The sequence below is a fragment of the Grimontia sp. NTOU-MAR1 genome (assembly GCF_035758505.1).
GTDB lineage: Bacteria > Pseudomonadota > Gammaproteobacteria > Enterobacterales > Vibrionaceae > Enterovibrio > Enterovibrio marinus.
In genome coordinates this window covers 1505491-1530347 of the sequence record NZ_CP142108.1, presented here as the reverse complement: position 1 = coordinate 1530347, position 24857 = coordinate 1505491, and the positions used below count along the sequence as shown (strand labels likewise).

The window sequence follows — 24857 nt, the reverse complement described above, 5'->3', positions numbered from 1 at the left end:
TATTTTTACAACGTTGATATTAGATGAAGTCCGCCGCATAAGGATTTTCAAAACCCAGTGCGTTCATGATAGAAATCTCGAGAGACTCCATCTCTTCGGCTTCTTCATCATCTATATGGTCATAACCTAGCAGATGGAGACTGCCGTGTACAACCATGTGCGCCCAGTGAGCGAGTAGGTCTTTGTTCTGCTCTTCTGCTTCTTTTTCGACAACTTGACGACAGATAATCAGGTCGCCCAGTAGATCCAACTCCACGCCTGGAGGCGCTTCGAACGGGAAGGAGAGCACGTTGGTGGGTTTGTCTTTTCCGCGATAGTCGCGGTTTAGAGACTGGCTCTCAAACTCGTCTACGATACGGATAGTCACTTCCGCCTGCTCTTGGAAAGATTTGACAGCTTGCTCAAACCACAGCTGAAACTGCTGTTCAGTTGGCAGACTATCAGTGCTTTGTGTCGCAATTTGAAGGTCAACGAAAAATTGCATTTACGATTGTTTCTCTTCCGAAGGCGGCACAGCATTCAATGCCGCTTCGCGTTCCTGACGACGGCGCTCTTCCGCTTGTTTACGGGCACGGGCATCTTCCGCTTCCCATGCATCATAGGCTTGTACAATACGTGCTACGACAGGGTGACGAACCACATCATCTGCCTGGAAGAAGTTAAAGCTGATTTCGTTAACATCCGCCAACACTTCAATTGCATGGCGAAGACCAGATTTCGCATTGCGTGGCAGGTCAATCTGCGTGACGTCACCGGTGATCACCGCTCGGCTGTTAAAGCCGATACGTGTCAGGAACATTTTCATTTGTTCCACAGTGGTGTTCTGACTTTCATCAAGAATGATGAAGGCGTCATTGAGGGTACGGCCGCGCATGTAGGCCAATGGCGCCACTTCAATCACGTTACGCTCAATCAGTTTCTCTACGCGCTCAAAACCCAGCATTTCAAACAGGGCATCGTATAGTGGGCGCAGATAAGGGTCGACTTTCTGGCTCAGATCGCCAGGAAGGAAGCCAAGCTTCTCACCGGCCTCAACCGCAGGACGAGTCAGAAGAATACGACGGATCTCCTGACGCTCAAGTGCATCGACCGCTGCAGCAACCGCTAAATAAGTCTTACCTGTACCGGCAGGGCCAATACCAAAGGTGATGTCATGCGTCACCATGTTGGCGATATATTGCGCCTGATTTGGGGTACGCGGTTTGATCACACCTTTCTTGGTTTTGATGTTGATCTCTTTGCCGTAAGGGATCGACGACTCGATACTCTGCTCCAACACGCCACTTTCTTTGATCGCCAGATGCACATGCTCTGGCTCAAGGTCAATGAAATTGCCTTTCACTGTTGCAGTTTCAACGTAAAGTCGTTTGAGAATATCGATAGCAGCAGTGGCTGTATGAGGTTTGCCAACCACGGAGAATTGATGATTTCGGTGATTGATTTCCACACCTAAACGGCGTTCGAGCTGTTTGATGTTGTCATCGAAAGGGCCGCAAAGGCTGGCCAGGCGCGAATTATCAGCTGGTTCCAGTGATACTTCTAAAGTAATGACTTTGTTCAATGCTTCCTCGCAATGGTTATCGGCGTCTGTATAGGACGCCGATAACAGGTGATTACCCTCGCTTCTTCGAGGTTTGTAATGGCTTTATTGGGCTCCGTTTATTTACGGAGTATACACGCCTACGCCAAGATCATCTTCTTTGCGTGTTTTTGCCATCATCTCTGCAGGCGACACCGCCACACGCAGATTCATGTCCTTTTCAGTACGAACCAGCTCACCGCGCAGTGAGTTTGGTAGTACTTCGGTGATTTTTACATCAACGAACTGACCGATCAAATCGACAGAACCTTCGAAGTTAACCACGCGGTTGTTTTCAGTACGGCCACGCAGCTCCATCAGATTCTTCTTCGATGGACCTTCGACCAGAATACGCTGCTCAGAATCCAGCATCTGGCGAGAGTAGATCATCGCCTGTGCGTTGATCTGCTGTTGCAGTTCATACAGACGCTCTTTCTTGGTTTGCTCTAGTGTGTCGTCAGGCATGTCTGCTGCAGGCGTACCTGGACGTGGTGAGTAAACAAAGCTGAAGCTCATGTCGAAGTTAACATCGCGGATAAGCTTCATGGTCGCTTCGAAATCAGCATCAGTTTCACCCGGGAAACCGACGATGAAATCAGAACTGATTGCGATGCCTGGACGCGCTTCACGCAGCTTACGGATCTTCGATTTATACTCGATTGCCGTATGAGGACGCTTCATCATGGTCAGAATACGGTCAGAGCCACTCTGAACTGGAAGGTGCAAGAAGCTCACCACTTCTGGGGTGTCTTTGTACACTTCGATGATGTCGTCAGTAAATTCGATTGGGTGGCTGGTGGTGTAGCGAATACGGTCTATACCGTCGATCGCCGACACATAACGCAGTAGTTCTGCAAATGAACAGATTTCGCCGTCGTGCATTTCACCACGATAGGCGTTAACGTTCTGACCCAGCAGGTTCACTTCACGAACACCCTGCTCAGCAAGCTGAGCGATTTCGTAAAGCACATCGTCCAGTGGACGGCTGACTTCTTCACCACGGGTGTAAGGTACCACGCAGAAGGTACAGTACTTAGAGCAGCCTTCCATAATAGAAACGAATGCCGTTGGGCCTTCTGCACGCGGCTCTGGCAAGCGGTCGAATTTCTCAATCTCAGGGAAAGAGATATCCATGACCGGTGCTTCGTCCTGCTGAGATTTTTTGATCATCTCAGGCAGACGGTGCAGGGTTTGCGGACCAAAAATAACGTCAACATAAGGTGCACGTTCACGAATGTGATCACCTTCCTGAGTGGCTACACAGCCGCCTACGCCGATCACCAGACCTGGCTTCTGATCTTTCAGGTTTTTCCAGCGACCCAGCTGGTGGAACACTTTTTCCTGGGCCTTTTCACGGATAGAACAGGTATTCAGAAGCAGTACGTCTGCTTCTTCCGGCTCCTCGGTCAGCTCGTAGCCGCCGGCCGCATTGAGCAGATCCGCCATTTTTGATGAATCGTATTCGTTCATCTGGCAGCCCCAGGTTTTGATCAGCAGTTTCTTAGCCATGTAACTCATTGCTCATGTTGATGTTTTACGTGTTCCGGCCGGGAAGCACTTAATTATCGCTGGCTGTTCGCCGCCGAAATCCCAACCGAAAATCATGGTTCTTTGTACGAGCTGAGGCAACGAAAAATAGCCCCAACCGTTGATAAGCCGCGTATTGTACTGCTTTAGTCAATCTGTGACCAGATCACGTTCTCCCCAAATTTTTTATTGGATTTAGGGATGAGCAGCGCCTGCAGGAGTCGCATTTAAGTGAGGTGACGCTAGAATGGGCGCAGGAACTTTAGAGATTGTGTTATGAAACAATTCGATATTATCGTCGTTGGCGGTGGCATGGTCGGCGCTGCCACAGCATTAGGCCTTGCTAAACAGGGTAAACGTGTGGCCATGGTTGAACGAAGCGAGCCAAAAGCCTTTTCTCCTGATCAGCCTATGGATCTTCGCGTGTCTGCCATTTCTCCTGCATCTGTCTCTTTGCTCAAATCCCTGAAAGCATGGGATGACGTGCTGAACATGCGTCTCTGCCCTTATCGACGTCTGGAAACCTGGGAGCACCCTGAGTGCCGTATCCGCTTCAGTGCAGAGAGTATGGATTTACCTGAGCTCGGTTTCATTGTGGAAAACCGCATCCTGCAACTCGCACTTTGGAATGCTTGCTTGGCACAAGAGAATCTGGAAGCACTTTGCCCAGGCAATATTGTCGCTATGTTTGCCGACTCCGAAGGGCACGTCGTTGAATTGGAAGACGGTACTTTGCTTCATGGCCGCTGGCTGGTCGGTGCAGATGGTGCAAATTCCCGCGTACGTGATTACGCCAAAATTAGCGTGACCGCGTGGGATTACCGTCAGCATTGTATGTTGGTGAATGTTAAAACTGAGCTGCCACAGCAAGATATTACCTGGCAGTGGTTCACCCCGGAGGGCCCGAGATCCTTCCTACCTCTGCCTGGGCATCAAGGCTCACTGGTGTGGTATGACAATCCATCACGCATAAAAGCTTTGTGTTCCATGTCACCAGAGGCGCTAAAGGAAGAAGTCCTTGCGCATTTCCCTAAAGAGCTCGGTGATATTGAAGTGATCCAACAAGGCGCATTCCCATTAATCCGTCGGCATGCCCAGCGCTACTTCAACAAGAATGTGGTGATATTGGGAGATGCTGCCCACACTATCAACCCGCTGGCAGGGCAGGGAGTAAACCTCGGCTTTAAAGACGTGGATGCTTTGCTGGAAGTAGCAGCCGATGCAGGTTTAGAGTGGCTGAATGAAGACGTATTGGCAACTTACGAGCGCAAACGTAAACCTGATAACCTTATCATGCAAACCGGTATGGATGTGTTCTATGGTGGGTTCAGCAACGATATTGCGCCTCTTAAACTATTGCGCAATGTCGGCTTAAAGTTGGCGGAAAACAGTGGGCCGGTTAAACAGCAGGTGTTGAAGTACGCCATGGGCCTTTAGCCCCATTGTTACTGGTCTAAATGGCGATATGCTGCGTTGCTCGTTTTGGTGGTAGAACCCCTAGCACCTTCAACTCGCGCCTTGTCTATCGCCATTTATTCTGCGTCAGAAATGTCGCTAAATCTCATTGTTGAGCTACGTCTATGTGCCGCAGAATGTTCTTAGTACACATTCTTCCGGTGCCGGTGGCGTTTGTAAATCACGGTTTTCTTCGCTGACGGTATAAGGCGTTTTCAGTGCTTCTGCCAGTCGGTGGAATAGCGCAAAGTCGCTCCTTTCCATTGCATCTTCAATGGCTTTTTCCACCTGATGGTTTCGGGCAATTAATGCCGGGTTGGCTTCTCGCATTGCCTTTAGTGCTGCTTCACTATCATCTTTTAGTGAAGTCCACTCACTGACCCAAACCTGACCTTTTTCCTGATTATCGAACAGGGAGATCAGCTCGGATTCTTCCTCTCCATTGGCAACACGTGTCAGTGCATCAAAAAACAGCGTGAAGTCTATGCGCTCAGATTCCAGCGTTGGCAGTGCTTGATTAACAAAGGCATCAGCTTCTTTTGAATTGGCGGTGATCGCGAGCTTGGTCATCAACCCCTTTTGGAACAGCTCCTGGAAGTTGACGATATAGGTTTGGAGTTTGTATTCCGCAATCTTCACAGCTTCATCTGTATCATCGGAAAACAGCGGTAGCAAAGTTTCTGCAAAGCGTGACAGGTTCCAGTAACCGATATTGGCTTGCTGGTCCCAAGCGTATCGACCGTCGCGATCTATTGAGCTGAATACTTTTTTGGCCTTGAACTCATCCATAAAGGCGCAAGGGCCAAAGTCGATGGTTTCGCCAACCAGAGACATATTGTCGGTGTTCATGACGCCATGGATAAAACCAACCAGCATCCATTGAGAAATCAGTTGGGCCTGTCTTTCTGCAATGGCTTCAAGTAAGGCTGGGTATTTATCTTCTTGATCGGTCACTTCCGCGAAGTGATGTTCGATAAGGTGATCGGCAAGCGCTTGGACGCCATCTTTACCCAACTTGGCATAAGCATATTGAAAAGAGCCTACGCGGATGTGACTGGCACCTGTGCGCACCTGAATACCACCCGGCACCATTTGGTAATCGCGCATCACGGACTCGCCAGTACCCATAATGGCAAGGGTGCGGGTGGTCGGTATACCAAGCCCCGCCATGGCTTCGCTGATGAGGTATTCGCGTACTACAGCACCAACCGTCGCCCTTCCATCTCCACCTCGCGAGTAAGGGGTTCTGCCGGAGCCTTTTAGTTGCACATCAACGTATGCGCCATCTACTTTTTGAAGTTGACCCAGCATATGCGCGCGGCCGTCCCCAAGCAGTGGCGAGTAATGCCCAAACTGGTGACCGGCATAAGCCATGGCAACAGGGCTTTCATCGTCATAGTCGCCATTGCCGGCAAGAAAGTGAATGCCTTTGGCATCCTCAAACCAGTTGCTCGCCAAGCCATACTCATCAAGTAATGCTTTGTTTAGGGCTAAAAGAGAAGGCGACTCCACGCGGCGCGGCGCGAGGGATGTATACATATCTTCCGGTAATGAAAGATAGACTTGATGCTTGATAGGATTTTCGAACGACGCCATGACTGCTAATTCCTTGTTCCGAATACTTCAAGCGTACAGGGATTGCAGCGGCTTTCAACCACGTAAGGTTTAGGGAGAAACTCTTAAGATCGACTGACCCTTGGTTTAAAAACGAGAAAAGCCCGCTGGAAGCGAGCTTTTAAATATGGCTGGGGTACCTGGATTCGAACCAGGGAATGGCGGCATCAAAAGCCGCTGCCTTACCGCTTGGCGATACCCCAAGAGTTACTTTGCCTCGGCAAAGATTTGGTGCGAAGGGAGAGACTTGAACTCTCACGTCCGTAAGGACACTAACACCTGAAGCTAGCGCGTCTACCAATTCCGCCACCATCGCAAACCTAATTGTCTGTCAGTTTTTAACCTTGTCTGACTCTCTTTTAGAGCAAGGAGATTGGTGCGAAGGGAGAGACTTGAACTCTCACGTCCGTAAGGACACTAACACCTGAAGCTAGCGCGTCTACCAATTCCGCCACCATCGCAATCCGAATTGTTGTCAGTTTGTAGCCTTGTCTGACTCTCTTTTGAGCAAGGTATTTGGTGCGAAGGGAGAGACTTGAACTCTCACGTCCGTAAGGACACTAACACCTGAAGCTAGCGCGTCTACCAATTCCGCCACCATCGCAAATTTTGTTTTCCCAGACTGAAAGCCTTCGCTTTCTGAGAATCGGTAGTTTCTCTTATCTGGCTGAAAGTCTCAAGACCTTCAAGATTAGTGGTGGCTACGACGGGATTCGAACCTGTGACCCCATCATTATGAGTGATGTGCTCTAACCAACTGAGCTACGTAGCCAACCTGAAATATGGCTGGGGTACCTGGATTCGAACCAGGGAATGGCGGCATCAAAAGCCGCTGCCTTACCGCTTGGCGATACCCCAAGAGTTACTTTGCCTTAACAAAGATTTGGTGCGAAGGGAGAGACTTGAACTCTCACGTCCGTGAGGACACTAACACCTGAAGCTAGCGCGTCTACCAATTCCGCCACCATCGCATTTTTGCACTGGAAAGAAGATGGTGGCTACGACGGGATTCGAACCTGTGACCCCATCATTATGAGTGATGTGCTCTAACCAACTGAGCTACGTAGCCATCTTTACTTTCTGGGGTCTCCCCCTGAGTGCGGGGCGCATTATGCGAAGAAGGGCTGACAACGTCAACCTTTTTTCTTGGCTTTTTTTACCCATTTGGTGAGTTCGGTGTGAAAGTGAGCAGGAAGGTTGAAATTCTAACAACTCAAGCTTGAAAGCGTTGCAAGTCCTTAATTTCGGGAAATAAAAAAGCTGGCAGAAGCCAGCTTTTTAATACACCCAAACAACCTGAAGATGCTGAATGCGAGCATCTTGAGGTCGTTTGGGTATAAGAGATTGTGTCTGTAATTACACGTTAAAGCGGAAGTGGATAACGTCACCGTCTTTAACGATGTAATCTTTACCTTCCAAACGCCATTTGCCCGCTACTTTCGCGCCTGCTTCACCGTTGTTTTCGATGTAATCGTCGTAACCGATGATTTCTGCACGGATAAAGCCTTTTTCGAAGTCAGTGTGAATCTTACCCGCAGCTTGTGGCGCAGTTGCACCGACAGGTATAGTCCAAGCGCGTACTTCTTTCACGCCAGCGGTGAAGTAAGTTTGCAGTGTCAGCAAATCGTAACCTGCGCGGATCACGCGGTTCAGACCAGGTTCTTCAAGACCCATTTCTTCCAGGAACACTGCCGCTTCATCAGCGTCCAGCTCAGACAGTTCGCCTTCGATTTCCGCACAAACTGCAACAACGGTTGCACCTTCTGCTTCAGCGATCTCACGAACGATGTCCAGGTAAGGGTTGTTTTCGAAACCATCATCGTTCACGTTTGCGATATACATGGTTGGCTTCATGGTCAGGAAGTTCAGGTAGTCAACCGCTGCGTGTTCTTCTTTGGTCAGTTCCACAGAACGCAGCATTTTGCCCTCTTCCAGCACTGGGAGTAGTTTTTCCAGTACCGCGATTTCGAATTTCGCATCACGGTCACCACCTTTCGCCTTCTTCGCTTGGCGCTGGATAGCGCGTTCACACGCTTCCATGTCGGACAGTGCCAGTTCGGTATTGATAACATCGATATCGTCAGCTGGGTTCACTTTGCCAGCAACGTGGATGATGTTGTCATTTTCAAAACAACGAACAACGTGTCCAATCGCGTCGGTTTCACGGATGTTAGCCAGGAACTTGTTACCCAGACCTTCACCTTTAGAAGCACCAGCTACAAGACCTGCGATGTCTACGAATTCCATCGTGGTTGGCAGGATACGCTGTGGGTTTACAATTTTAGCCAGTGCGTCCAAACGCAGATCTGGCACTGGTACCACGCCAGTGTTTGGTTCGATGGTACAGAACGGGAAGTTAGCCGCTTCAATACCTGCTTTGGTCAGAGCGTTGAACAGAGTTGATTTACCGACATTTGGTAGACCAACGATACCGCATTTAAAACCCATGAGATGGTAACCTTTCGTTGTATAAACAGTGAAAGCTCAGTCAGCAGACGCTTACTGAGCCTTAAATGTATGCAGGCGATTTTGCGCCTTGGCCAGATCGTCTTTCAGCAAAATATCGATGCAGCGAACGGCTTCGTCAACGGCTTGCTCGATTTGGCTTTGTTCGTTGGCAGGTGCTTTTGTCAGCACAAATCCCGCCACTTTGTCTTTGTGCCCTGGATGTCCGATTCCGACACGAAGACGGTAGAATTCTTTGTTGTTGCCCATTTTGCTGATGATATCGCGAAGACCATTATGGCCACCGTGACCGCCACCTTTCTTAAATTTGGCAACACCCGGTGGCAAATCCAGCTCGTCATGAGCCACCATGATTTCTTCCGGCTTGATTTGGAAGAATTTCGCCAGTGCAGCGACCGACTTGCCTGACAGATTCATAAATGTGGTTGGGACGAGTAGACGCAGATCTTCGCCACCCACACTGATTCTGGCAGTCAAACCGAAGTATTTTTTGTCTTCTTTCAGCGACACGTTATGAATGCGCGCTAATTCTTCAACCACCCAGGCACCCGCATTATGACGGGTTTTTGCATATTCCGGCCCTGGATTTGCCAGACCCACTAAAAGACGAATTTTATCGCTCACGGTGAGATTCTCATTATTCTGTGTAGACAGTTTTATGCACAACGGTAAACCGCCCTGTGCCAAAAGCGGCTTATCCTACCATTATCTGTGCAAAACAAAAACGCCCCGCAAAAGCGAGGCGTTTCATCCGCAAAAGGGAACGATTAAGAATCGAACATTGCAGAGATAGATTCTTCATTGCTGATGCGGCGGATTGCTTCAGCCAACATGCCTGACAGAGTCAGCTGTGAAACTTTACCGGTCGCTTGCATTTCTGCGCTCAGCGGGATTGAGTCAGTGACGATCACTTCATCAATCACAGATTCTTTGATGTTTTGAGGCGCGTTGCCAGAGAACACTGCGTGAGTTGCGTAAGCGAATACACGCTTCGCGCCACGGTTTTTCAGTGCTTCTGCTGCTTTACACAGAGTGCCACCGGTGTCGATCATGTCGTCAACGATGATGCAGTCACGACCTTCAACGTCACCGATCAGGTGCATAACCTGAGAAACGTTCGCACGTGGGCGTCGTTTGTCGATGATGGCGATGTCAGTGTCATCCAGCAGTTTTGCAGTTGCACGTGCACGTACAACGCCACCGATGTCTGGAGAAACAACGACTGGATCTTCCAGCTTCTTCGCCAGCATGTCTTCCAGAAGTACCGGCGTACCGAAGATGTTGTCTACTGGTACGTCGAAGAAGCCTTGGATTTGCTCTGCGTGCAGGTCAACAGTCAGAACGCGGTCAACACCTACGTTAGACAGAAAGTCTGCGATAACTTTTGCAGTGATTGGCACACGCGCAGAACGCACACGGCGGTCTTGGCGAGCGTAGCCGAAGTAAGGGATAACTGCAGTGATTCGGCCAGCTGATGCGCGACGCAGTGCGTCGATCATCACAACCAATTCCATCAGGTTGTCATTGGTAGGCGCACAAGTCGACTGGATAACGAATACGTCGCTACCCCGTACGTTTTCATTGATTTGTACACACACTTCACCGTCAGAAAAACGACTAACAGTAGCGTCACCTAGTGACATATATAGGCGATTCGCAATGCGTTGGGCGAGTACAGGCGTTGCATTACCAGCAAACAGCTTCATATCAGGCACGGTGGAAAACCTCGGGGTTGCATCCATTGAGTGTTGTCTGTCTCATTGTACTTTCAGTGTCGACAGCAGTGGTGAGGTATTTACACCACGCGCGACAAAGCCAGTGAGCCAGTCGGGCAATTTGTTTAAGGTGGCTCGCGCGTCCTTTTCGTTTTCGAATTCAGCGAAAACGCAGGCGCCGGTCCCGGTCAGTCTCGACGGCGCGTATTCTAGCAGCCACGAAATAGCCTTATCAACCTCTGGAAACAACTCTCTGACTATCTTTTCGCAATCGTTTTCGTAATTTGCCGCCAACAGCGCATTTAGTGTGCGCTTTGGTGTATTGCGAGTCAGTGAGGGGTGACCAAAAATCTTTGCGGTGGCGATGCTCACCTCAGGCTTGGCTACCAGGTACCACTTCTCTTCTGCTTCGGCAGGTTGAAGCAATTCTCCAACCCCTTCTGCAAACGCTGTGGTACCGCGCACAAATACAGGGACATCCGCACCTAGTGCCAGCCCAATATCGGCTAATTTATCAACAGAAAGCTGGGTTTCCCAGAGGTGGTTGAGGGCGACTAATGTGGTGGCAGCATTAGAAGAACCGCCACCTAAACCGCCGCCCATTGGCAACACTTTTTCGACGTAAATATGCGCGCCCAAGGTACATCCGGTTTTTTCTTTGATTGCCATCGCTGCGCGATAGATCAGATTTTCTTCAACCGGGACGCCTTCAATTTCCGGTGACAGGGTGACTTCGCCACTGTCATTGAGGGTAATAGAAAGCGTGTCGCCGTAATCTAGAAACTGAAAAAGGGTTTGCAAATCGTGATAGCCATTATCGCGCTGACCCGTGATATATAGGAAAAGGTTAAGTTTGGCCGGTGCTGGCCAAACTGAAGTGGTTTGTGTCATTGAGGTAAAACCCATTCAGAAATCACCAGATTCACTTTTTGCTGGTGCTGATTCATTTTGATTTTTGATGGCAGCAGGTTGTTAGTATCAGCATCGTAGCCAGTGTATTCCAACTGCCAGCCAGCCTGATTGGTATCGGCTTTGTTTTCACTCAGGAATACCAAGCGGTTATCTGCGCCAAGCGCATATTCGTTTTGTTCTGCAGGCAGCCCTTTGACCCACAGCATCATCTCGTCAACAGGCAGGGCAATACCTGTCAGTTGCTTTAAAAGACTTGCGGCGTTTCTACCGACGTAACGTTCACCGTCGCCATCGACCAAAACCGTAATATCGGGGGTGGCATCCAGTTTAAACAGGGTAGTGCCAAGGAAGTTGGTCAGACGGAGTGAAAGTTCGTCATCTTTCTGCTCCCAGACAAAATTGGCGGAAACGCGCTGTTCCGGACTAATCAGCGCTACTTTGCCTTTAGCAGTGAAGTCAGTAATTTCTGTCAATGCTTTTTGATGAGTTTGCCACTCGGTTTGTGGAATAGGTTGGGTGGAACATCCGGTCAATCCCAATAGGGCGAGGAAAAATATAACCAAGACGCGATGACGTCTGAACATAGGCAAACTCCGTTTTTGGTTTTCTCTGTCGAGAAGGTGGTCTGATTATATACCCAAACAACCTGAAGATGCTCGCATTGAGGCCCTCCCTTCGGGCGAGTTGACTGATGTCGTGCTCTTTGTTGTTCCTTTTTGATGGAGGTGACTACACCTGCAAAGGAACGCCGCGATCACAACGCCAGTCAATCTCGCTGAATCCTGCATCTTCAGGTTGTTTGGGTATATCTGTGGCAGAAGTAAAAATCTCTTCAATACACCCAAGACATACACATTTGAGAATAAAGCCACTAAACACGATTTGTTACTTGTTGAAAAAATGGACGAATATGTTGTTACAAAAGCGGAAAAGTCACACTTCTGCTTCTAGCGAGGAGAGGGAACTAATGTTATCTTTTATTCATCGGGCCCATAAAGTAAAATCCACGGCTCGGATTTCACTTGGTGCTGTCGGTAAGCCTGCTTAATGAGCTTGTTAGTTCTCGGAATCAATCACAAGACCGCTACGGTCGACCTGCGTGAGAAAGTCGCTTTTTCTCCGCAACAACTTCGCGATGCATTGCACCAGCTTAAAGAAAAGCAGGTTGTGCAGAGTGGAGTGATTGTGTCTACCTGTAACCGCACCGAAATTTATTGTGAAGTCGACCAACCTAGCCCTGGTGCGGTGGTAGACTGGCTTCAAGATTTCCATCAACTCGACAGTGAGGCGTTGCTTCCTTGCCTTTATACCCATCATGACCAAGCGGCAGCGCAGCATTTAATGCGTGTGGCGAGTGGTCTTGATTCTCTTGTACTGGGTGAACCACAAATTCTTGGTCAGGTAAAACAGGCTTATGCGGAATCTGTCGATCAAAGTGCAGTTAACGGTTCTCTGGAGCGCCTGTTTCATAAAACCTTTACTGTCGCTAAACGTGTTCGCACAGAAACAGATATCGGTGGTAATGCAGTATCAGTTGCCTTTGCTGCCTGTTCGCTGGCGCGTCAGATTTTCGAGTCACTTGAAACTTCTACCGCACTGCTAGTTGGTGCGGGCGAAACCATCGAATTGGTCGCTAAACACTTATTTGAGCACGATTGTAGGAACATCATTGTCGCTAACCGCACCCGCGACCGTGCTAAGCCATTTGCTGATGCATTTGGTGCGGAAATTATTTCTCTGGAAGAAATTCCAGAGCACATGCACAAAGCGGATATCGTAATCAGCTCCACCGCTGCACCATTACCAATTATCGGTAAAGGCATGGTGGAAAAAGCGATCAAAGCGCGTCGTCATCAGCCCATGCTGTTGATTGATATTGCTGTGCCGCGTGATATTGAAGAAGAAGTTGGTGAGCTGAACGATGCTTACCTTTACACCGTCGACGATTTGCAATCGATAGTAGAGCGCAACCGTGAGCAGCGAAAAGCGGCCGCGATTCAGGCAGAAGTGATTGTTGACGAAGAAAGCGAAGGCTTTATGACATGGATGCGTTCCCGCGGGGCGGTGGACAGCATCAAACAATATCGTGCTCAGTCAGAAGCACTGAAAGATGAATTGCTCAGCAAGGGCTTACAAGCTCTCGCCAGTGGTGCCGATCCGCAAAAAGTGATCGCCGAGCTGAGTAATAAACTAACCAATAAACTGATCCATGCCCCCACTCAGGCCATGCAGGAAGCTGCCAGAAATGGCGATGAGCGTACACTGGAAACGCTACGTCAGAGCTTAGGTCTGGATCCCCTGAAATAGTTAAAGACCCATTATGAAATCATCGATTCTCGCGAAACTGGAAGCACTCAGTGAGCGCTATGAAGAAGTGCAACATCTGCTTGGCGATCCGGGAGTGATCTCTGATCAGGATCGTTTCCGCTCTTTGTCGAAAGAATACAGCCAACTTGAAGAAGTGACCAAATGCTTCACTTCATACAAACAGGCCGAAGAGGATCTGGAAGCGGCACAGGAAATGGCCAACGAAGACGATCCTGAGATGCGCGAGATGGCGCAGGAAGAAGTCAAATCAGCAAAGGCGGAAATCGAGCGCCTAACCGATGAACTTCAGGTCCTGTTGTTGCCTAAAGATCCTAACGATGAGCGTAACTGCTTTTTGGAAATCCGTGCGGGCGCGGGTGGTGACGAAGCGGCAATCTTTGCTGGTGACTTGTTCCGCAGTTACAGCCGTTTTGCGGAGAAGAAAGGCTGGCGTGTTGAAGTGGTTAACGCCAACCACGGTGAGCATGGCGGTTACAAAGAAATGATCGCTAAAGTGAGCGGCGAAGGCGCTTATGGTGTGATGAAGTTCGAGTCAGGCGGTCACCGTGTTCAGCGTGTTCCTGCTACTGAATCTCAAGGCCGTGTTCACACCTCAGCGTGTACTGTTGCGATCCTGCCAGAAATTCCAGAAGCAGAAATCCCGGAAATTAACCCAGCAGATCTGAAAATCGATACCTTTCGCTCTTCAGGGGCGGGTGGTCAGCACGTAAACACCACCGACTCTGCCATCCGTATTACCCACTTGCCAACGGGCACTGTGGTGGAATGTCAGGACGAGCGTTCACAGCACAAGAACAAAGCCAAAGCCATGGCCGTTCTGGCGGCGCGCTTGATCAAGGCAGAAGAAGAAAAACGTGCAGCTGAACAGGCAAGTACCCGCCGTAACTTGCTGGGTTCCGGTGACCGTTCAGACCGTATCCGCACCTACAACTACCCGCAAGGCCGTGTGTCTGACCACCGTATCAACCTGACGGTTTACCGTTTGGACGAAGTGATGGAAGGCGATCTGGATTCATTGATCCAGCCAATTATCCAAGAGTTCCAGGCTGACCAGTTGGCGGCACTGGCTGAGCAACACTAATGCCAATCAGCATTGAAAATGCGCTGCGTGATGCAGCGTTTTTGTTAGCAGAGCATCAAAGTCCCTCTCCGCGTATTGATGCTTCTGTGTTGCTTTGTCACTTGCTCGATAAACCGAGCAGCTACCTCTACACTTGGTCAGACAAAGCGCTGACAGACGAAGAAGAAGCGACGTTCAATGCGCTGCTTGAACGTCGCAAAATGGGGGAACCTGTTGCTTACATCATAGGCTACCGCGATTTCTGGTCGCTGCGCCTAAACGTGGAGCCCAGTACTCTGATCCCGAGACCAGATACTGAAAGGTTAGTAGAGCTGGCATTGGAGCGTCTCCCACAAGGCAAAGGCTCAGTGCTGGATTTGGGCACAGGTACGGGCGCGATTGCGCTAGCGATTGCCAGTGAGCGCAAAGACATGAAGGTGACCGGTGTTGACCTCCGTGACGAAGTGGTCGCGCTGGCTGAACGCAATAAGCTTGATAATGGGATTACTAATGCCCAATTTATGCAAAGCAGTTGGTTTGGTAATGTCCCGGCACAACGCTTTTCTCTGATTGTCAGCAATCCACCGTATATCGACCTGGAAGACCCGCACCTGTCGCAAGGTGACGTTCGCTTTGAACCTAAATCTGCATTAGTCGCGGATGACCATGGTGTAGCAGATATTCGTGTTATCTGTCAGCAAAGCCCGGCGTATCTGGCAGATGATGGCTGGCTGCTTATCGAGCATGGCTATGATCAGGGTGAGGCGGTACGCACGATTTTTTCTGAAGCAGGATTCAGCGATGTCGAGACGCAGCACGATTATGCTGGGTTGGATCGTGTTACCCTAGGACGTTTTGTTCGCTAGAACTCTGGTGGAAAGAAACCAAACAATAAATTAAAAAGAGAGACCTACGGAATTATGTACGTTGCATTGAAGCATACTCACCTGATGTTTATCGCCCTTAGCGTGATCCTGTTTATCATCCGTTTTGCATGGCGCATGATGGACAGCAAGATGCTTGAGAAGAAATGGGTGAAGGTCGTTCCTCACGTTGTTGATACCATTTTACTGGGAACGGGTGTGGCACTGATTTTTGTCACCGGTTTCTATCCATTCACACCGCAAGGGATGTGGATGACTGAAAAACTGACGTGTGTTCTGGCATACATTGCGCTTGGTTTTGTTGCTATGAAGTACAGTCAGGGAACCATGTTCCGACTCTTTGCTTTCTTTGGTGCTTTAGGTTGGGTATTTGCCGCCGCTAATTTGGCTATCACTAAAACACCACAGCTGTTGGGGTAAAAATGATCGGTTTTACTGACCAGGAATTAGATGAGCTGACGTTGGTCGAAGGCGCACTTGCACTGAATGCTGCCATTGACCCTGCGACATCCATGCATTGGGTTCGGGCAGAGCTCGAACGGTTGGCAAAGGACGCTGAACATTTGTTGGCAGGAGAAGCCAATGACGAATTGCGACTGGAAGGTCTGCTGCGTCTGTTCTACAAAGAATGGGGTTTCAAAGGCGACTTCGAGCAATACTTTTCATCTGAAAATGCATTTGTAGATAAAGTGCTGGAGCGTCGCAAAGGCATTCCAGTGAGTCTGGGCGCAATCTTCCTGTTTTTCGCAGACCGCCTCGACTTGCCGTTAGAGCCGGTGGGCTTTCCGACTCAACTTATTCTGAAAGTAGACTGGTTCCACCGTGAGCCGCAATACATCAACCCGTTTGATGGCGAGTTTCTATCTGAGCGCGTGTTACGTGGTTGGCTGGTGGGTAAAGAAGGTCCAACGGCAAAGCTTGAAGAAGAGCATCTAGAGGTATCGGATAATCCAACATTGATTGGCCGTTGGCTGGCGGTAATCAAAAGTGCACTGCTTCGTGAAGAAAGCTACGCGATGGCGCTTCGTTGCAGTGAGCTGGCGCTAACATTCAGTCCGGATGATCCTTATGAAATTCGCGACCGTGGCTATATCTTCCAGCAATTGAAATGTGACTGGGTTGCCGCGGAAGACTACGAATATTTTATCGCTCAGTGTCCTGATGATCCGGCGGCTGAGCTCCTGAAACTGCAGGTCAAAGTGTTGACTGCAGAAGCTCCTATTTTCCACTAATCAGGAAGTCACCATGACAACACAAAAAACGGTTCAGGTTGGCGATATTCAAGTTGCTAACGACAAGCCATTTGTTCTTTTTGCCGGAATGAATGTGTTGGAATCTCGCGATCTGGCGATGCAGATCTGTGAGCACTATGTAGAAGTGACCCAGAAGCTGGGCATTCCATACGTGTTCAAGGCGTCTTTTGACAAAGCAAATCGCTCTTCTGTTCATTCATACCGTGGTCCAGGTATGGAAGAAGGCATGAAGATTTTCCAAGAGCTGAAAGATACCTTCGGCGTGAAAATCATCACTGACGTTCACACCGAAGCGCAGGCGCAGCCCGTGTCAGAAGTGGTTGATGTTATTCAACTGCCAGCATTCCTTGCCCGCCAGACCGATCTGGTCGAAGCGATGGCGAAGACAGGCTCAGTGATCAACGTGAAAAAACCTCAATTCATGAGCCCGGGACAGGTGGGCAACATCGTCGACAAGTTCGCAGAGTGCGGTAACGAGAACATCATTCTTTGTGAGCGCGGCTCATGCATGGGTTATGACAACCTAGTGGTCGATATGCTGGGTTTTGACGTGATGAAGAAGGCGAGCAATGGTAGCCCAATCATCTTTGACGTGACTCACTCGCTGCAATGCCGCGATCCTTTGGGGGCAGCATCTGGCGGTCGTCGCGAACAAACGGTTGATTTGGCGCGTGCAGGTTTGGGTACCAAGATTGCGGGTTTGTTCATTGAAGCGCACCCAGATCCAGACAACGCACGTTGTGACGGTCCATCAGCGCTGCCTCTGGACAAACTAGAGCCGTTCCTGAAGCAAATGAAAGCACTGGACGATCTGGTGAAGAGCTTCGAAGAGCTGGATATCCGCTAAGTATCGCCTTTGAATCAACAAAACAAGAGATAAAAGTAAGCCGGCGAGTACGCCGGCTTTTTTGTGTCTGCGATTTAGCGTCTAAACGTTACAACCTGAATCTGGCAAGCTCGTCGTTAAGCTGACGTGATAGGCTCGAAAGCGCCGTCGCCTGCTCTGTTGCATGATTAGCTTCGTGAGCGAGTTCGTCCGAGGCATTGCGCACTGCTTCCGTATTGCGTGTGATTTCTGCCGTTACCAAAGATTGCTCTTCAGCAGCAGAGGCAATCTGGGTCGCCATGTCGCTGATGGTCGATACCGAAGTGGTGATTTGCGACAGGCTGTTGGTTGCAAAGTTAGCGTCTTCTACGCTTGTGGTAGCCAGATGGCGGCTGTCTTCCATGATTTTCACAGCGGACTGAGTGGTGTTTTGCAGTGTTTCAATCGTTGCCTGAATTTCACGGGTTGAGTTGTGTGTGCGTTGGCTCAACACGCGGACTTCGTCGGCAACCACGGCAAAGCCCCGGCCTTGTTCACCAGCACGGGCTGCTTCAATCGCCGCATTTAGCGCCAGCAGGTTGGTTTGCTCGGCAATATCCTGAATGGTGGAAAGAATAGAGTTGATGCTCTGGGTGTGGGAGTCCAGCTCCGCTATCACGCTGGTGGCAGATTCCACTTCCGTAGACAGATTACCGATGGATTGCTGGCTTTGGTTCACTTGATTGGCGCCTTCCTCTGAACAACCGACAGCCTGCTTAGAAAGCTCAGCGGTATTTTCCGCGCTACCTGCGATCTCTTGGGTTGCTGCTGCCATCTGGTTGATAGCCGTTGCCACCATGTTGATTTCATCCTGCTGACCACGAATACGGGTGCTGCGCATACTCGCTTGCTCGGCGGCATGAGTTGCCTGTTCAGTGAGCGATTCACCGACACTTTTCAGGTGCGTCACCATTGTGTGCATGTTCGCAACGAAGGTGTTGAAGTTATGCGCCAGTTGGCCGACTTCATCGTTACTATGTGGTGTCAGACGCTGAGTCAGATCTGCGTCACCGCTGGCAATTTCTTCCATCGCTTTCGACACGCGGACAAGATCGCGGAAAAGCGCATTCACCAACCAGGCTGACAGGGCAAGCACTACCAAGGTTACAGCAAAGCTTGTCAGGATCAGGGTGGTTACTGCTGAGTTGTGGGAGGAGAGCTCTGTACCCATATCGACTTCAATACCGATTACCCAGTTCGCTTCTGGAAGCTCTGTGAAGTAGTAAGCCTTTTCATCGCCATTTAGAGAGCTTTTCAGTAGGCCGCCTTGGGCCATAGCTTCACGCACCTCAGACTGAGTAAGAGCCGGATTGTATTGAGTCAGCGGTTTGCCGTTCAGTGAGGCGTTGTTATGGGCAATAAGGGTACCATCTTCCGCAAACAACATGCCGAAGGCATTGTCGCCGAAGTTGAATTGAGACAGGTCACTGACAATCTTGCGAAGGCTGATGTCACCGCCAACCACACCTTTAAGCTTTCCGCTCTGATAAACCGGGGTAGCCAGTGTCACCATGGTTTCTCCAGTCAGGGCGTCACGGTAAGGGGCGGTACAAATCGTTTTGTTTTCTCGTACAGCTTCTATATACCAAGGGCGTTGGCGAGGGTCGATATCAATGTTAGCTCCGTTTGCAAGCGCTATGGCACCATCAGTTTGAGCAAAAAAAGTCATCTCGAAGTCACCAGAAACCTGGAGCATCTCCAAGGCATTGATTTCATCCTCGTGGGGTAGGGTCTCTACATAGCCTTTCATCGCCACATCGTGAGCCTCCAGCCAATTGGCAAAGCCAACACGGGCGACTTGAGACATGCTTTCCACACGATTTTCCAAGCCTTGTTGGGTCTGGGTAGATAATTGCTTTGCAGCCAAGAAAGACAGGATGGTTGCCATCGCCACCACGGCGACAAGGCAGGTACCTATCAGCTTCTGCTTGAGAGTCAGCGTCATGTTACGTTCCTTGCATCGAACTCTTTGAAAAATTGAGGTGGGTTGTGCTGAGAATTATTCTTTTCCACACAACATTCTATATCGACCTGCGGAACGGTTGCTTGAGGGGAAGTGCGCGATTTTTTGCTGTTTTAAGCTCAGAGAATGTGAGATTGCTTCAGTCATTTTCACAAGGCTGAGGCGAAGGGATAAATATTACCGTTTGCAGATGTTTTTCAGAGAGATTTCTGCTGTAACAAAATAGCTTGGACGTTTAGACGTCTATTTGTTGACGGTCTATCGCTTTAAGATTACTCTGCGTTTCACTTCACGAAAATATGCAACGCAACATGACACAGAAGCAGACAAACATTGCGCCATCAGCGAGCGCACTTTTGCCCTTTGGGCTTTTCTTGTGCCTATTTATAGGGACGGGCATTTACTTTTCGACTCAGAATGTCGAATTCGCCTTTTACCAACTTCCAGCCCCGATAGCGGTGTTGCCCGCTATCATGCTTGCTGTGCTGATGAGTAAAGAAAAGCTCAACGGCGCTATTGGTCAGTTTATTGAAGGCGTTTCCCATCGCGATATTACCGCGATGTGCTTGATTTACTTACTGGCGGGGGCTTTCTCTGCGGTAGCAAAAGCGACTGGCGGTGTAGATGCAACGGTTAATCTGGGTTTAGCCATTCTTCCTTCAAGCTTTATTCTGCCAGGCCTGTTTTTGATTTCTGCTTTCATCGCAACAGCGATGGGTACATCGATGGGCACCATCGCAGCAGTTGCGCCTGTCGCTTTGGGCATTGCTGATACGACAGGTATTGATGCTGCATTGATGTCGGGGGTGGTGTTGAGTGGTGCGATGTTCGGTGACAATCTTTCTATCATCTCAGACACCACGATCGCTGCGACGCGCTCACAGGGCTGCCACATGAAAGACAAGTTCCGTGAAAACGTCAAAATCGCAGTACCTGCTGCATTGGTGGCTTTGGTGATTTTCTTCTTTGCCAATGAAGTAACCCAAGCGCCAGTTTCCGGTGAAATCGATTGGCTGGCGGTGCTTCCTTACTTGACGATCCTAGTGCTTGCGGTCTACGGCATGAACGTTTTTGTTGTATTGACCATCGGCATTCTGTTTGCGGGTATCGTTGGTATGTTAAAGACCGCTGACTATAGCGTGATGACGTTCAGTCAGGACATCTACAAAGGCTTTGGCAATATGCAGGAAATCTTCTTGTTGTCGTTGCTGATTGGAGGTTTGGCGGAATTGATGCGCCAACAGGGTGGTTTGGCGTTTGTAACGGATAAACTGAGCAAACTGATCCTGTCACGTGCAGATAAGGAAACAGAAAAAGGCTCACCACGAGCCAGCGAAGCCGGTATTGCATCGCTGGTAAGCATGACCAACCTTTGTACGGCAAACAATACGGTTGCGATTATTGTGGCTGGCGGTGTGGCGAAAGAGCTGGCTACCCTGCACGATGTTTCACCGAAACGCAGTGCCAGCTTGCTGGATATCTTTTCTTGTGTAATTCAGGGGGTTCTGCCTTACGGTGCGCAGGCGTTATTGCTTGGCTCAATCTTTGAATTGTCCCCTATGAGTGTCGTAAGCCAGTCTTATTACTGTTTCTTGCTTGCGATCTCAGCAGGCTTTGCGATTGCACGCAGTAAAGGACAGTGTCTGTCTAGATAACCAATACAAATACTTTAATTGCAGCTGATTTACCCGCAATTGAGGTGTTTTTCAGTGATCTGGATGGCACTTTCTTGAAAGTTCTATGTGATGCCAAGTTTAACTATTTAGACTACTTCGTGAAAATAAAAGCAGTCTAGGTTAAACCCCACAGCATGAAAGTAAACGCTTTCATGCTGCCTCACAGATAATAGGTATCACCATGAAGGAACGCCTCTCTCTGAAGGCAGCGATCAGCGCTGCACTGCTTGCCGCTCTGGCAGGCTGTTCAACCACCACCCAAACAACGGAAGTTGTACCAGGTTGGCAACCAGATACCACTTACAAAGTGACCATTCTTCACACCAATGATAATCACGGCCGCTTCTGGCACAACCGTCACGGCGAATACGGTATGGCAGCTCGTAAGACGCTGATTGATAACCTGCGTGAGGAATCTGAAGAACAAGGTGCGACGGTGCTGCTGTTGTCCGGTGGTGATATCAATACCGGTGTTCCTGAGTCTGATCTGCAAGATGCAGAACCAGATTTCAAAGGCATGACCATGATAGGTTATGACGCGATGGCACTGGGTAACCACGAATTCGACAATCCGCTTGAAGTGCTTGACCAGCAAATGGAATGGGCTGACTTCCCAATGCTGTCGGCAAATATCTACGACAAAGCCACTGGTGAACGTAAGTATCAGGCATACCAAATGTTTGAGCGCAACGGCCTGCGTATCGCGGTTATTGGTCTGACGACAGAAGATACCGCGAAAATCGGTAACCCTGAGTTTATTGGTGAGCTGGACTTCCGCGATCCCAAAGAAGAAGCGAAAAAGTTGATTGCAGAGCTGAAAGAAACCGAAAACCCAGACATCATTATCGCAGCGACACATATGGGCCACTATGAAGATGGGCAGCGTGGCATCAATGCACCGGGCGATGTAGCACTGGCTCGCTACCTGAACGAAGGTTCGCTTGACATGATCGTTGGTGGTCATTCACAAGAGCCTGTTTGTATGGAAGGCCCAAACATGTATAACAAGTCGTTCAAACCGGGCGACGAGTGTAAGCCAGACAACCAAAACGGTACCTGGATTGTTCAGGCGCACGAGTGGGGCAAGTACGTGGGTAAAGCGGACTTTGAATTCCGCAACGGCGAACTGAATCTGGTGTCTTACGACCTGATACCTGTGAACCTGAAGAAGAAAATCAAGGTGAACGGTGAGAAGAAACGTGTCTTCATCCAGAATGAGATTCCAAAAGATAAAGCGTTGTACGACTTCCTGAAACCTTATCAGGAGAAAGGTCAGGAGCAACTGAACGTAAAAATTGCAGGAACCAATGGCCATCTGCAAGGTGATCGTAACGTGGTTCGCTTTCAGCAAACTAATCTGGGCCGTCTAATTGCAGCAGCGCACAAAGACCGTGCGAAAGCAGACTTCTCTGTGATGAACTCTGGTGGTGTGCGTGCTTCAATCGAAGAAGGTGACGTGACCTATAAAGATGTGCTGACCGTTCAACCATTTGCGAATATGGTGACTTACACCGACATGAGCGGTGCAGAGGTATTGGATTACCTAAACGAAGTGGCAACCAAGCCAGTTGATTCAGGTGCTTATGCACAGTTTTATGGCATCTCAATGATAGTGTCAGCTGATGGTGTGAGCGACGTTGTGATTGGCGGTGAGCCACTGGATACAAGCAAAACCTATCGCTTTACTGTGCCTAGCTACAATGCAGCAGGTGGTGATGGCTATCCTAAGCTGACTGGCCACCCAGGTAACGTGAACACCGGTTTTGTGGATGCTGAAGTGCTGAAAGATTATCTGGAGAAGAACTCTCCAATCGATGTGAACAAGTATGCGCCAAACGGTGAAATTACTTACAAGTAATCACATTGTCCCATCGCGGACAAACTCGTTATAGAGACGAAAAGGCACTGGTGACAGTGCCTTTTTTTATGTCATTATCAGCGGGATAACGCGGCTCATCTTAAGAGCAGAATCAGAGAGAAAAGGTATGACACCGGCAATCACACTGGCGGAAAAATCGGGTATCCATTTTCATGTTCACAGCTACGAGCATGATCCGAACAATAGCAACTTTGGATTGGAGGCGGCAAGTGTGTTGGGGCAAGATCCAGCGCGTGTCTTCAAAACCCTGCTGTTTGCGATGAACGGTGACCCGAAAAAGCTGGCTGTTGCCATTGTGCCGGTTTCCGGCCAGTTGGATTTAAAAGCAGCGGCGAAAGCGGCGGGCGCGAAAAAGGTAGAAATGGCGAATCCAGCGATTGCAGAAAAGACTACTGGCTATGTGGTGGGTGGTATCAGTCCGCTAGGGCAAAAACGGCGCTTACCAACGCTTTTAGATGAGAGTGCACAAGCCTTTGAAACTATTTATGTCAGCGCAGGCAAGCGCGGGCTTGAAATTGAACTTTCTCCCTCAGATTTACTCTCACTGACACAAGGAAAATTTGCCGTAATCGGCAAGGAGGGGTAATTCATGCGTAAGAGTTGGTGGGTATTCGTTTTTTTGAGTTTACCTCTAACGGCCTTTGCAGGAAAAGAGCACTCTGCATTAATGGCATGCTACAAAGCATCTGAAACGCACGTTGAAGTCACGGCCTGTCTCGATAACCATTGGAAGGTGGCTCAGGAGGCATTGAATAAGACGGAAATTGCGCTCGGGGCACATTTGAAAAAGCTGGATGAAGTCTCATCAGCAACTGATGCGGTGCCGATATCTCAGAGTGCCTTTGGTGGATTTCAATATTGGCGCGAAAACCAGTGCAAAATGGTAGAGGCTAGCTTTGCCTCAGGTTCAGGAAGTGGACAGGGATACCTTAACTGCATGATTGAATTGACTAATGAACAGATCATTCGTCTAAACAGCCTGATGGGCGTGAAAGGAGGCGCTAAGTGACATTTTCCGTATGGCTTGGTCTGGCATTGGTGTGTATTTTAGGGGCTGTTTCCCCGGGGCCGAGCCTTGTGGTAATGATGCGGCACAGCCTGGCAGGAGGCCGCCTACATGGTATTGTCGCTGCTTGGTCACACGCGTTGGGTGTTGGTTTCTACGCTTTGCTTACTCTGCTTGGCCTCGCGGTTATCCTCAAACAGTCTCCAACATTGTTTACTGCTATTGCCTACGCGGGTGCCGCTTATCTAGCCTGGCTAGGTATTAAATCCCTGCGTGCTAAAGGTGGTGTGGCAGCCAAGCTGGAAAAAGGCGAGAAAACCACCTTGTTGGAAGCGGCGCGAGATGGCGCTATGATTTCAGTTCTTAACCCCAAGCTAGCACTTTTCTTCCTCGCATTGTTCAGCCAGTTTGTAGCGATTGGTACAGATACATTTAGCCGAGCAGTGATTGTGGCTACCCCATTTGTTATTGATGGTCTGTGGTACACCATAGTGGCTTTGGTTCTGTCCTCTCCCCATGTGCTGGAAAAGCTCAAGCAAAAAGCCGTACTCATCGACCGCCTGTGTGGCATCGTGCTGATCGGTCTTGCAGTTCGGGTTGTTGTGACGCTATAGCTAGACAATATCTGAAACACACAACAGGAGCCAAATGGCTCCTGTTTCCGTTGATGAGATA

At 49.4% G+C, this 24857-nt stretch carries 22 protein-coding genes and 8 tRNA genes; 12 read left to right on the top strand and 18 right to left on the bottom strand.

Annotated elements, in window-relative coordinates; translation table 11 throughout:
* Positions 1 to 19: 19 nt before the first annotated feature.
* The 3 genes from ybeY to miaB all read right to left on the bottom strand — a co-directional run bounded on the left by ybeY (position 20) and on the right by miaB (position 3088).
* Complete coding sequence (gene ybeY, locus VP504_RS07060) at positions 20 to 484, bottom strand: rRNA maturation RNase YbeY (RefSeq protein ID WP_062712762.1); 465 nt, start codon at positions 482 to 484, stop codon at positions 20 to 22.
* Positions 485 to 1561 carry a PhoH family protein gene (locus tag VP504_RS07055; protein ID WP_325893584.1) on the bottom strand — a complete coding sequence of 359 codons (1077 nt, stop codon included), beginning with the start codon at positions 1559 to 1561 and terminating at the stop codon, positions 485 to 487.
* A 102-nt stretch (positions 1562 to 1663) separates the two neighbouring features.
* Positions 1664 to 3088 (bottom strand): tRNA (N6-isopentenyl adenosine(37)-C2)-methylthiotransferase MiaB, encoded by a 1425-nt coding sequence (gene miaB / locus VP504_RS07050; protein WP_325893582.1) that lies wholly within the window; start codon positions 3086 to 3088, stop codon positions 1664 to 1666.
* A 294-nt stretch (positions 3089 to 3382) separates the two neighbouring features.
* On the opposite strand from miaB, the gene VP504_RS07045 reads away from it, so the two are divergent.
* On the top strand, positions 3383 to 4543 hold the full coding sequence (locus VP504_RS07045) for a 2-octaprenyl-3-methyl-6-methoxy-1,4-benzoquinol hydroxylase (protein ID WP_325893580.1): 1161 nt from the start codon (positions 3383 to 3385) through the stop codon (positions 4541 to 4543).
* Between the two features lie 141 nt (positions 4544 to 4684).
* On the opposite strand, the gene VP504_RS07040 is transcribed toward VP504_RS07045, so the two are convergent.
* From VP504_RS07040 to lolB, 14 genes are all read right to left on the bottom strand, one after another.
* Positions 4685 to 6157 carry a protein adenylyltransferase SelO gene (locus VP504_RS07040; protein WP_325893579.1) on the bottom strand — a complete coding sequence of 491 codons (1473 nt, stop codon included), beginning with the start codon at positions 6155 to 6157 and terminating at the stop codon, positions 4685 to 4687.
* Positions 6158 to 6303: 146 nt separating this feature from the next.
* Positions 6304 to 6378 (bottom strand) — tRNA-Gln (locus tag VP504_RS07035).
* Between the two features lie 26 nt (positions 6379 to 6404).
* Positions 6405 to 6491: transfer RNA gene (locus tag VP504_RS07030), tRNA-Leu, on the bottom strand.
* A 58-nt stretch (positions 6492 to 6549) separates the two neighbouring features.
* Positions 6550 to 6636, bottom strand: a tRNA-Leu gene (locus tag VP504_RS07025).
* A 56-nt stretch (positions 6637 to 6692) separates the two neighbouring features.
* Positions 6693 to 6779 (bottom strand) — tRNA-Leu (locus VP504_RS07020).
* Positions 6780 to 6870: 91 nt separating this feature from the next.
* A tRNA-Met gene (locus VP504_RS07015) sits at positions 6871 to 6947 on the bottom strand.
* A gap of 11 nt (positions 6948 to 6958) precedes the next feature.
* Positions 6959 to 7033: transfer RNA gene (locus VP504_RS07010), tRNA-Gln, on the bottom strand.
* 26 nt (positions 7034 to 7059) lie between these two features.
* Positions 7060 to 7146, bottom strand: a tRNA-Leu gene (locus VP504_RS07005).
* Positions 7147 to 7167: 21 nt separating this feature from the next.
* Positions 7168 to 7244: transfer RNA gene (locus VP504_RS07000), tRNA-Met, on the bottom strand.
* 287 nt (positions 7245 to 7531) lie between these two features.
* A complete protein-coding gene (ychF, locus tag VP504_RS06995) occupies positions 7532 to 8623 on the bottom strand; it encodes a redox-regulated ATPase YchF (protein WP_002542409.1) in 1092 nt (363 codons plus the stop codon).
* A gap of 51 nt (positions 8624 to 8674) precedes the next feature.
* On the bottom strand, positions 8675 to 9265 hold the full coding sequence (gene pth, locus VP504_RS06990; RefSeq protein WP_325893577.1) for an aminoacyl-tRNA hydrolase: 591 nt from the start codon (positions 9263 to 9265) through the stop codon (positions 8675 to 8677).
* A gap of 143 nt (positions 9266 to 9408) precedes the next feature.
* Positions 9409 to 10356, bottom strand: a complete 948-nt coding sequence (locus VP504_RS06985; RefSeq protein ID WP_002542407.1) for a ribose-phosphate pyrophosphokinase — start codon at positions 10354 to 10356, stop codon at positions 9409 to 9411.
* A gap of 42 nt (positions 10357 to 10398) precedes the next feature.
* A complete protein-coding gene (gene ispE / locus VP504_RS06980; RefSeq protein ID WP_325893576.1) occupies positions 10399 to 11247 on the bottom strand; it encodes a 4-(cytidine 5'-diphospho)-2-C-methyl-D-erythritol kinase in 849 nt (282 codons plus the stop codon).
* Positions 11244 to 11852 (bottom strand): lipoprotein insertase outer membrane protein LolB, encoded by a 609-nt coding sequence (gene lolB, locus VP504_RS06975; RefSeq protein ID WP_325893574.1) that lies wholly within the window; start codon positions 11850 to 11852, stop codon positions 11244 to 11246. Before lolB ends, ispE begins: the two co-directional genes overlap by 4 nt.
* Positions 11853 to 12315: 463 nt before the next feature.
* On the opposite strand from lolB, the gene hemA reads away from it, so the two are divergent.
* Genes hemA through kdsA form a run of 6 tightly spaced genes read left to right on the top strand, consistent with a single transcriptional unit; the run spans position 12316 to position 17640 of the window.
* The gene (gene hemA / locus VP504_RS06970; protein ID WP_325893573.1) at positions 12316 to 13575 is read left to right on the top strand and encodes a glutamyl-tRNA reductase; all 1260 of its coding nucleotides are present in this window, start codon (positions 12316 to 12318) and stop codon (positions 13573 to 13575) included.
* Positions 13576 to 13588: 13 nt separating this feature from the next.
* Positions 13589 to 14677, top strand: coding sequence for a peptide chain release factor 1 (gene prfA / locus VP504_RS06965; RefSeq protein ID WP_325893572.1), 1089 nt, complete (start codon positions 13589 to 13591; stop codon positions 14675 to 14677).
* A complete protein-coding gene (prmC, locus tag VP504_RS06960) occupies positions 14677 to 15522 on the top strand; it encodes a peptide chain release factor N(5)-glutamine methyltransferase (RefSeq protein ID WP_325893571.1) in 846 nt (281 codons plus the stop codon). Before prfA ends, prmC begins: the two co-directional genes overlap by 1 nt.
* Positions 15523 to 15576: 54 nt before the next feature.
* Positions 15577 to 15960, top strand: coding sequence for a SirB2 family protein (locus VP504_RS06955; protein ID WP_325893570.1), 384 nt, complete (start codon positions 15577 to 15579; stop codon positions 15958 to 15960).
* A 2-nt stretch (positions 15961 to 15962) separates the two neighbouring features.
* Entirely contained in the window at positions 15963 to 16772 is an 810-nt protein-coding gene (locus VP504_RS06950) for a SirB1 family protein (RefSeq protein ID WP_325893569.1), read from the top strand.
* A gap of 13 nt (positions 16773 to 16785) precedes the next feature.
* A complete protein-coding gene (gene kdsA / locus VP504_RS06945; RefSeq protein WP_325893567.1) occupies positions 16786 to 17640 on the top strand; it encodes a 3-deoxy-8-phosphooctulonate synthase in 855 nt (284 codons plus the stop codon).
* An 88-nt stretch (positions 17641 to 17728) separates the two neighbouring features.
* Here kdsA and VP504_RS06940 read toward each other — a convergent pair whose 3' ends face one another.
* Positions 17729 to 19603, bottom strand: a complete 1875-nt coding sequence (locus VP504_RS06940) for a methyl-accepting chemotaxis protein (RefSeq protein WP_325893566.1) — start codon at positions 19601 to 19603, stop codon at positions 17729 to 17731.
* A 317-nt stretch (positions 19604 to 19920) separates the two neighbouring features.
* On the opposite strand from VP504_RS06940, the gene VP504_RS06935 reads away from it, so the two are divergent.
* From VP504_RS06935 to VP504_RS06915, 5 genes are all read left to right on the top strand, one after another.
* A complete protein-coding gene (locus VP504_RS06935; protein ID WP_442788900.1) occupies positions 19921 to 21276 on the top strand; it encodes a Na+/H+ antiporter NhaC family protein in 1356 nt (451 codons plus the stop codon).
* Positions 21277 to 21478: 202 nt separating this feature from the next.
* Positions 21479 to 23155 carry a bifunctional UDP-sugar hydrolase/5'-nucleotidase UshA gene (ushA, locus tag VP504_RS06930; RefSeq protein ID WP_325893564.1) on the top strand — a complete coding sequence of 559 codons (1677 nt, stop codon included), beginning with the start codon at positions 21479 to 21481 and terminating at the stop codon, positions 23153 to 23155.
* A 127-nt stretch (positions 23156 to 23282) separates the two neighbouring features.
* Positions 23283 to 23762 (top strand): Cys-tRNA(Pro) deacylase, encoded by a 480-nt coding sequence (gene ybaK, locus VP504_RS06925; protein WP_325893563.1) that lies wholly within the window; start codon positions 23283 to 23285, stop codon positions 23760 to 23762.
* Positions 23763 to 23765: 3 nt separating this feature from the next.
* A complete protein-coding gene (locus VP504_RS06920) occupies positions 23766 to 24185 on the top strand; it encodes a lysozyme inhibitor LprI family protein (RefSeq protein ID WP_325893562.1) in 420 nt (139 codons plus the stop codon).
* Positions 24182 to 24796, top strand: a complete 615-nt coding sequence (locus VP504_RS06915; RefSeq protein WP_325893561.1) for a LysE family translocator — start codon at positions 24182 to 24184, stop codon at positions 24794 to 24796. The genes VP504_RS06920 and VP504_RS06915 overlap by 4 nt, the downstream gene beginning before the upstream one ends.
* Positions 24797 to 24857: the final 61 nt, after the last annotated feature.

What these genes read in the sequence shown, in the direction of transcription:
- VP504_RS07040 (WP_325893579.1), bottom strand. Translation starts at nt 6,157, where the DNA reads ATGGCGTCGTTCGAAAATCCTATCAAGCATCAAGTCTATCTTTCATTA.
- VP504_RS06955 (WP_325893570.1), top strand. Translation starts at nt 15,577, where the DNA reads ATGTACGTTGCATTGAAGCATACTCACCTGATGTTTATCGCCCTTAGC.
- VP504_RS06935 (WP_442788900.1), top strand. Translation starts at nt 19,921, where the DNA reads ATGCAACGCAACATGACACAGAAGCAGACAAACATTGCGCCATCAGCG.
- miaB (WP_325893582.1), bottom strand. Translation starts at nt 3,088, where the DNA reads ATGGCTAAGAAACTGCTGATCAAAACCTGGGGCTGCCAGATGAACGAA.
- ispE (WP_325893576.1), bottom strand. Translation starts at nt 11,247, where the DNA reads ATGACACAAACCACTTCAGTTTGGCCAGCACCGGCCAAACTTAACCTT.
- lolB (WP_325893574.1), bottom strand. Translation starts at nt 11,852, where the DNA reads ATGTTCAGACGTCATCGCGTCTTGGTTATATTTTTCCTCGCCCTATTG.
- ybeY (WP_062712762.1), bottom strand. Translation starts at nt 484, where the DNA reads ATGCAATTTTTCGTTGACCTTCAAATTGCGACACAAAGCACTGATAGT.
- VP504_RS06920 (WP_325893562.1), top strand. Translation starts at nt 23,766, where the DNA reads ATGCGTAAGAGTTGGTGGGTATTCGTTTTTTTGAGTTTACCTCTAACG.
- ybaK (WP_325893563.1), top strand. Translation starts at nt 23,283, where the DNA reads ATGACACCGGCAATCACACTGGCGGAAAAATCGGGTATCCATTTTCAT.
- ychF (WP_002542409.1), bottom strand. Translation starts at nt 8,623, where the DNA reads ATGGGTTTTAAATGCGGTATCGTTGGTCTACCAAATGTCGGTAAATCA.
- VP504_RS06950 (WP_325893569.1), top strand. Translation starts at nt 15,963, where the DNA reads ATGATCGGTTTTACTGACCAGGAATTAGATGAGCTGACGTTGGTCGAA.
- prmC (WP_325893571.1), top strand. Translation starts at nt 14,677, where the DNA reads ATGCCAATCAGCATTGAAAATGCGCTGCGTGATGCAGCGTTTTTGTTA.
- ushA (WP_325893564.1), top strand. Translation starts at nt 21,479, where the DNA reads ATGAAGGAACGCCTCTCTCTGAAGGCAGCGATCAGCGCTGCACTGCTT.
- VP504_RS06940 (WP_325893566.1), bottom strand. Translation starts at nt 19,603, where the DNA reads ATGACGCTGACTCTCAAGCAGAAGCTGATAGGTACCTGCCTTGTCGCC.
- hemA (WP_325893573.1), top strand. Translation starts at nt 12,316, where the DNA reads ATGAGCTTGTTAGTTCTCGGAATCAATCACAAGACCGCTACGGTCGAC.
- prfA (WP_325893572.1), top strand. Translation starts at nt 13,589, where the DNA reads ATGAAATCATCGATTCTCGCGAAACTGGAAGCACTCAGTGAGCGCTAT.
- VP504_RS07045 (WP_325893580.1), top strand. Translation starts at nt 3,383, where the DNA reads ATGAAACAATTCGATATTATCGTCGTTGGCGGTGGCATGGTCGGCGCT.
- kdsA (WP_325893567.1), top strand. Translation starts at nt 16,786, where the DNA reads ATGACAACACAAAAAACGGTTCAGGTTGGCGATATTCAAGTTGCTAAC.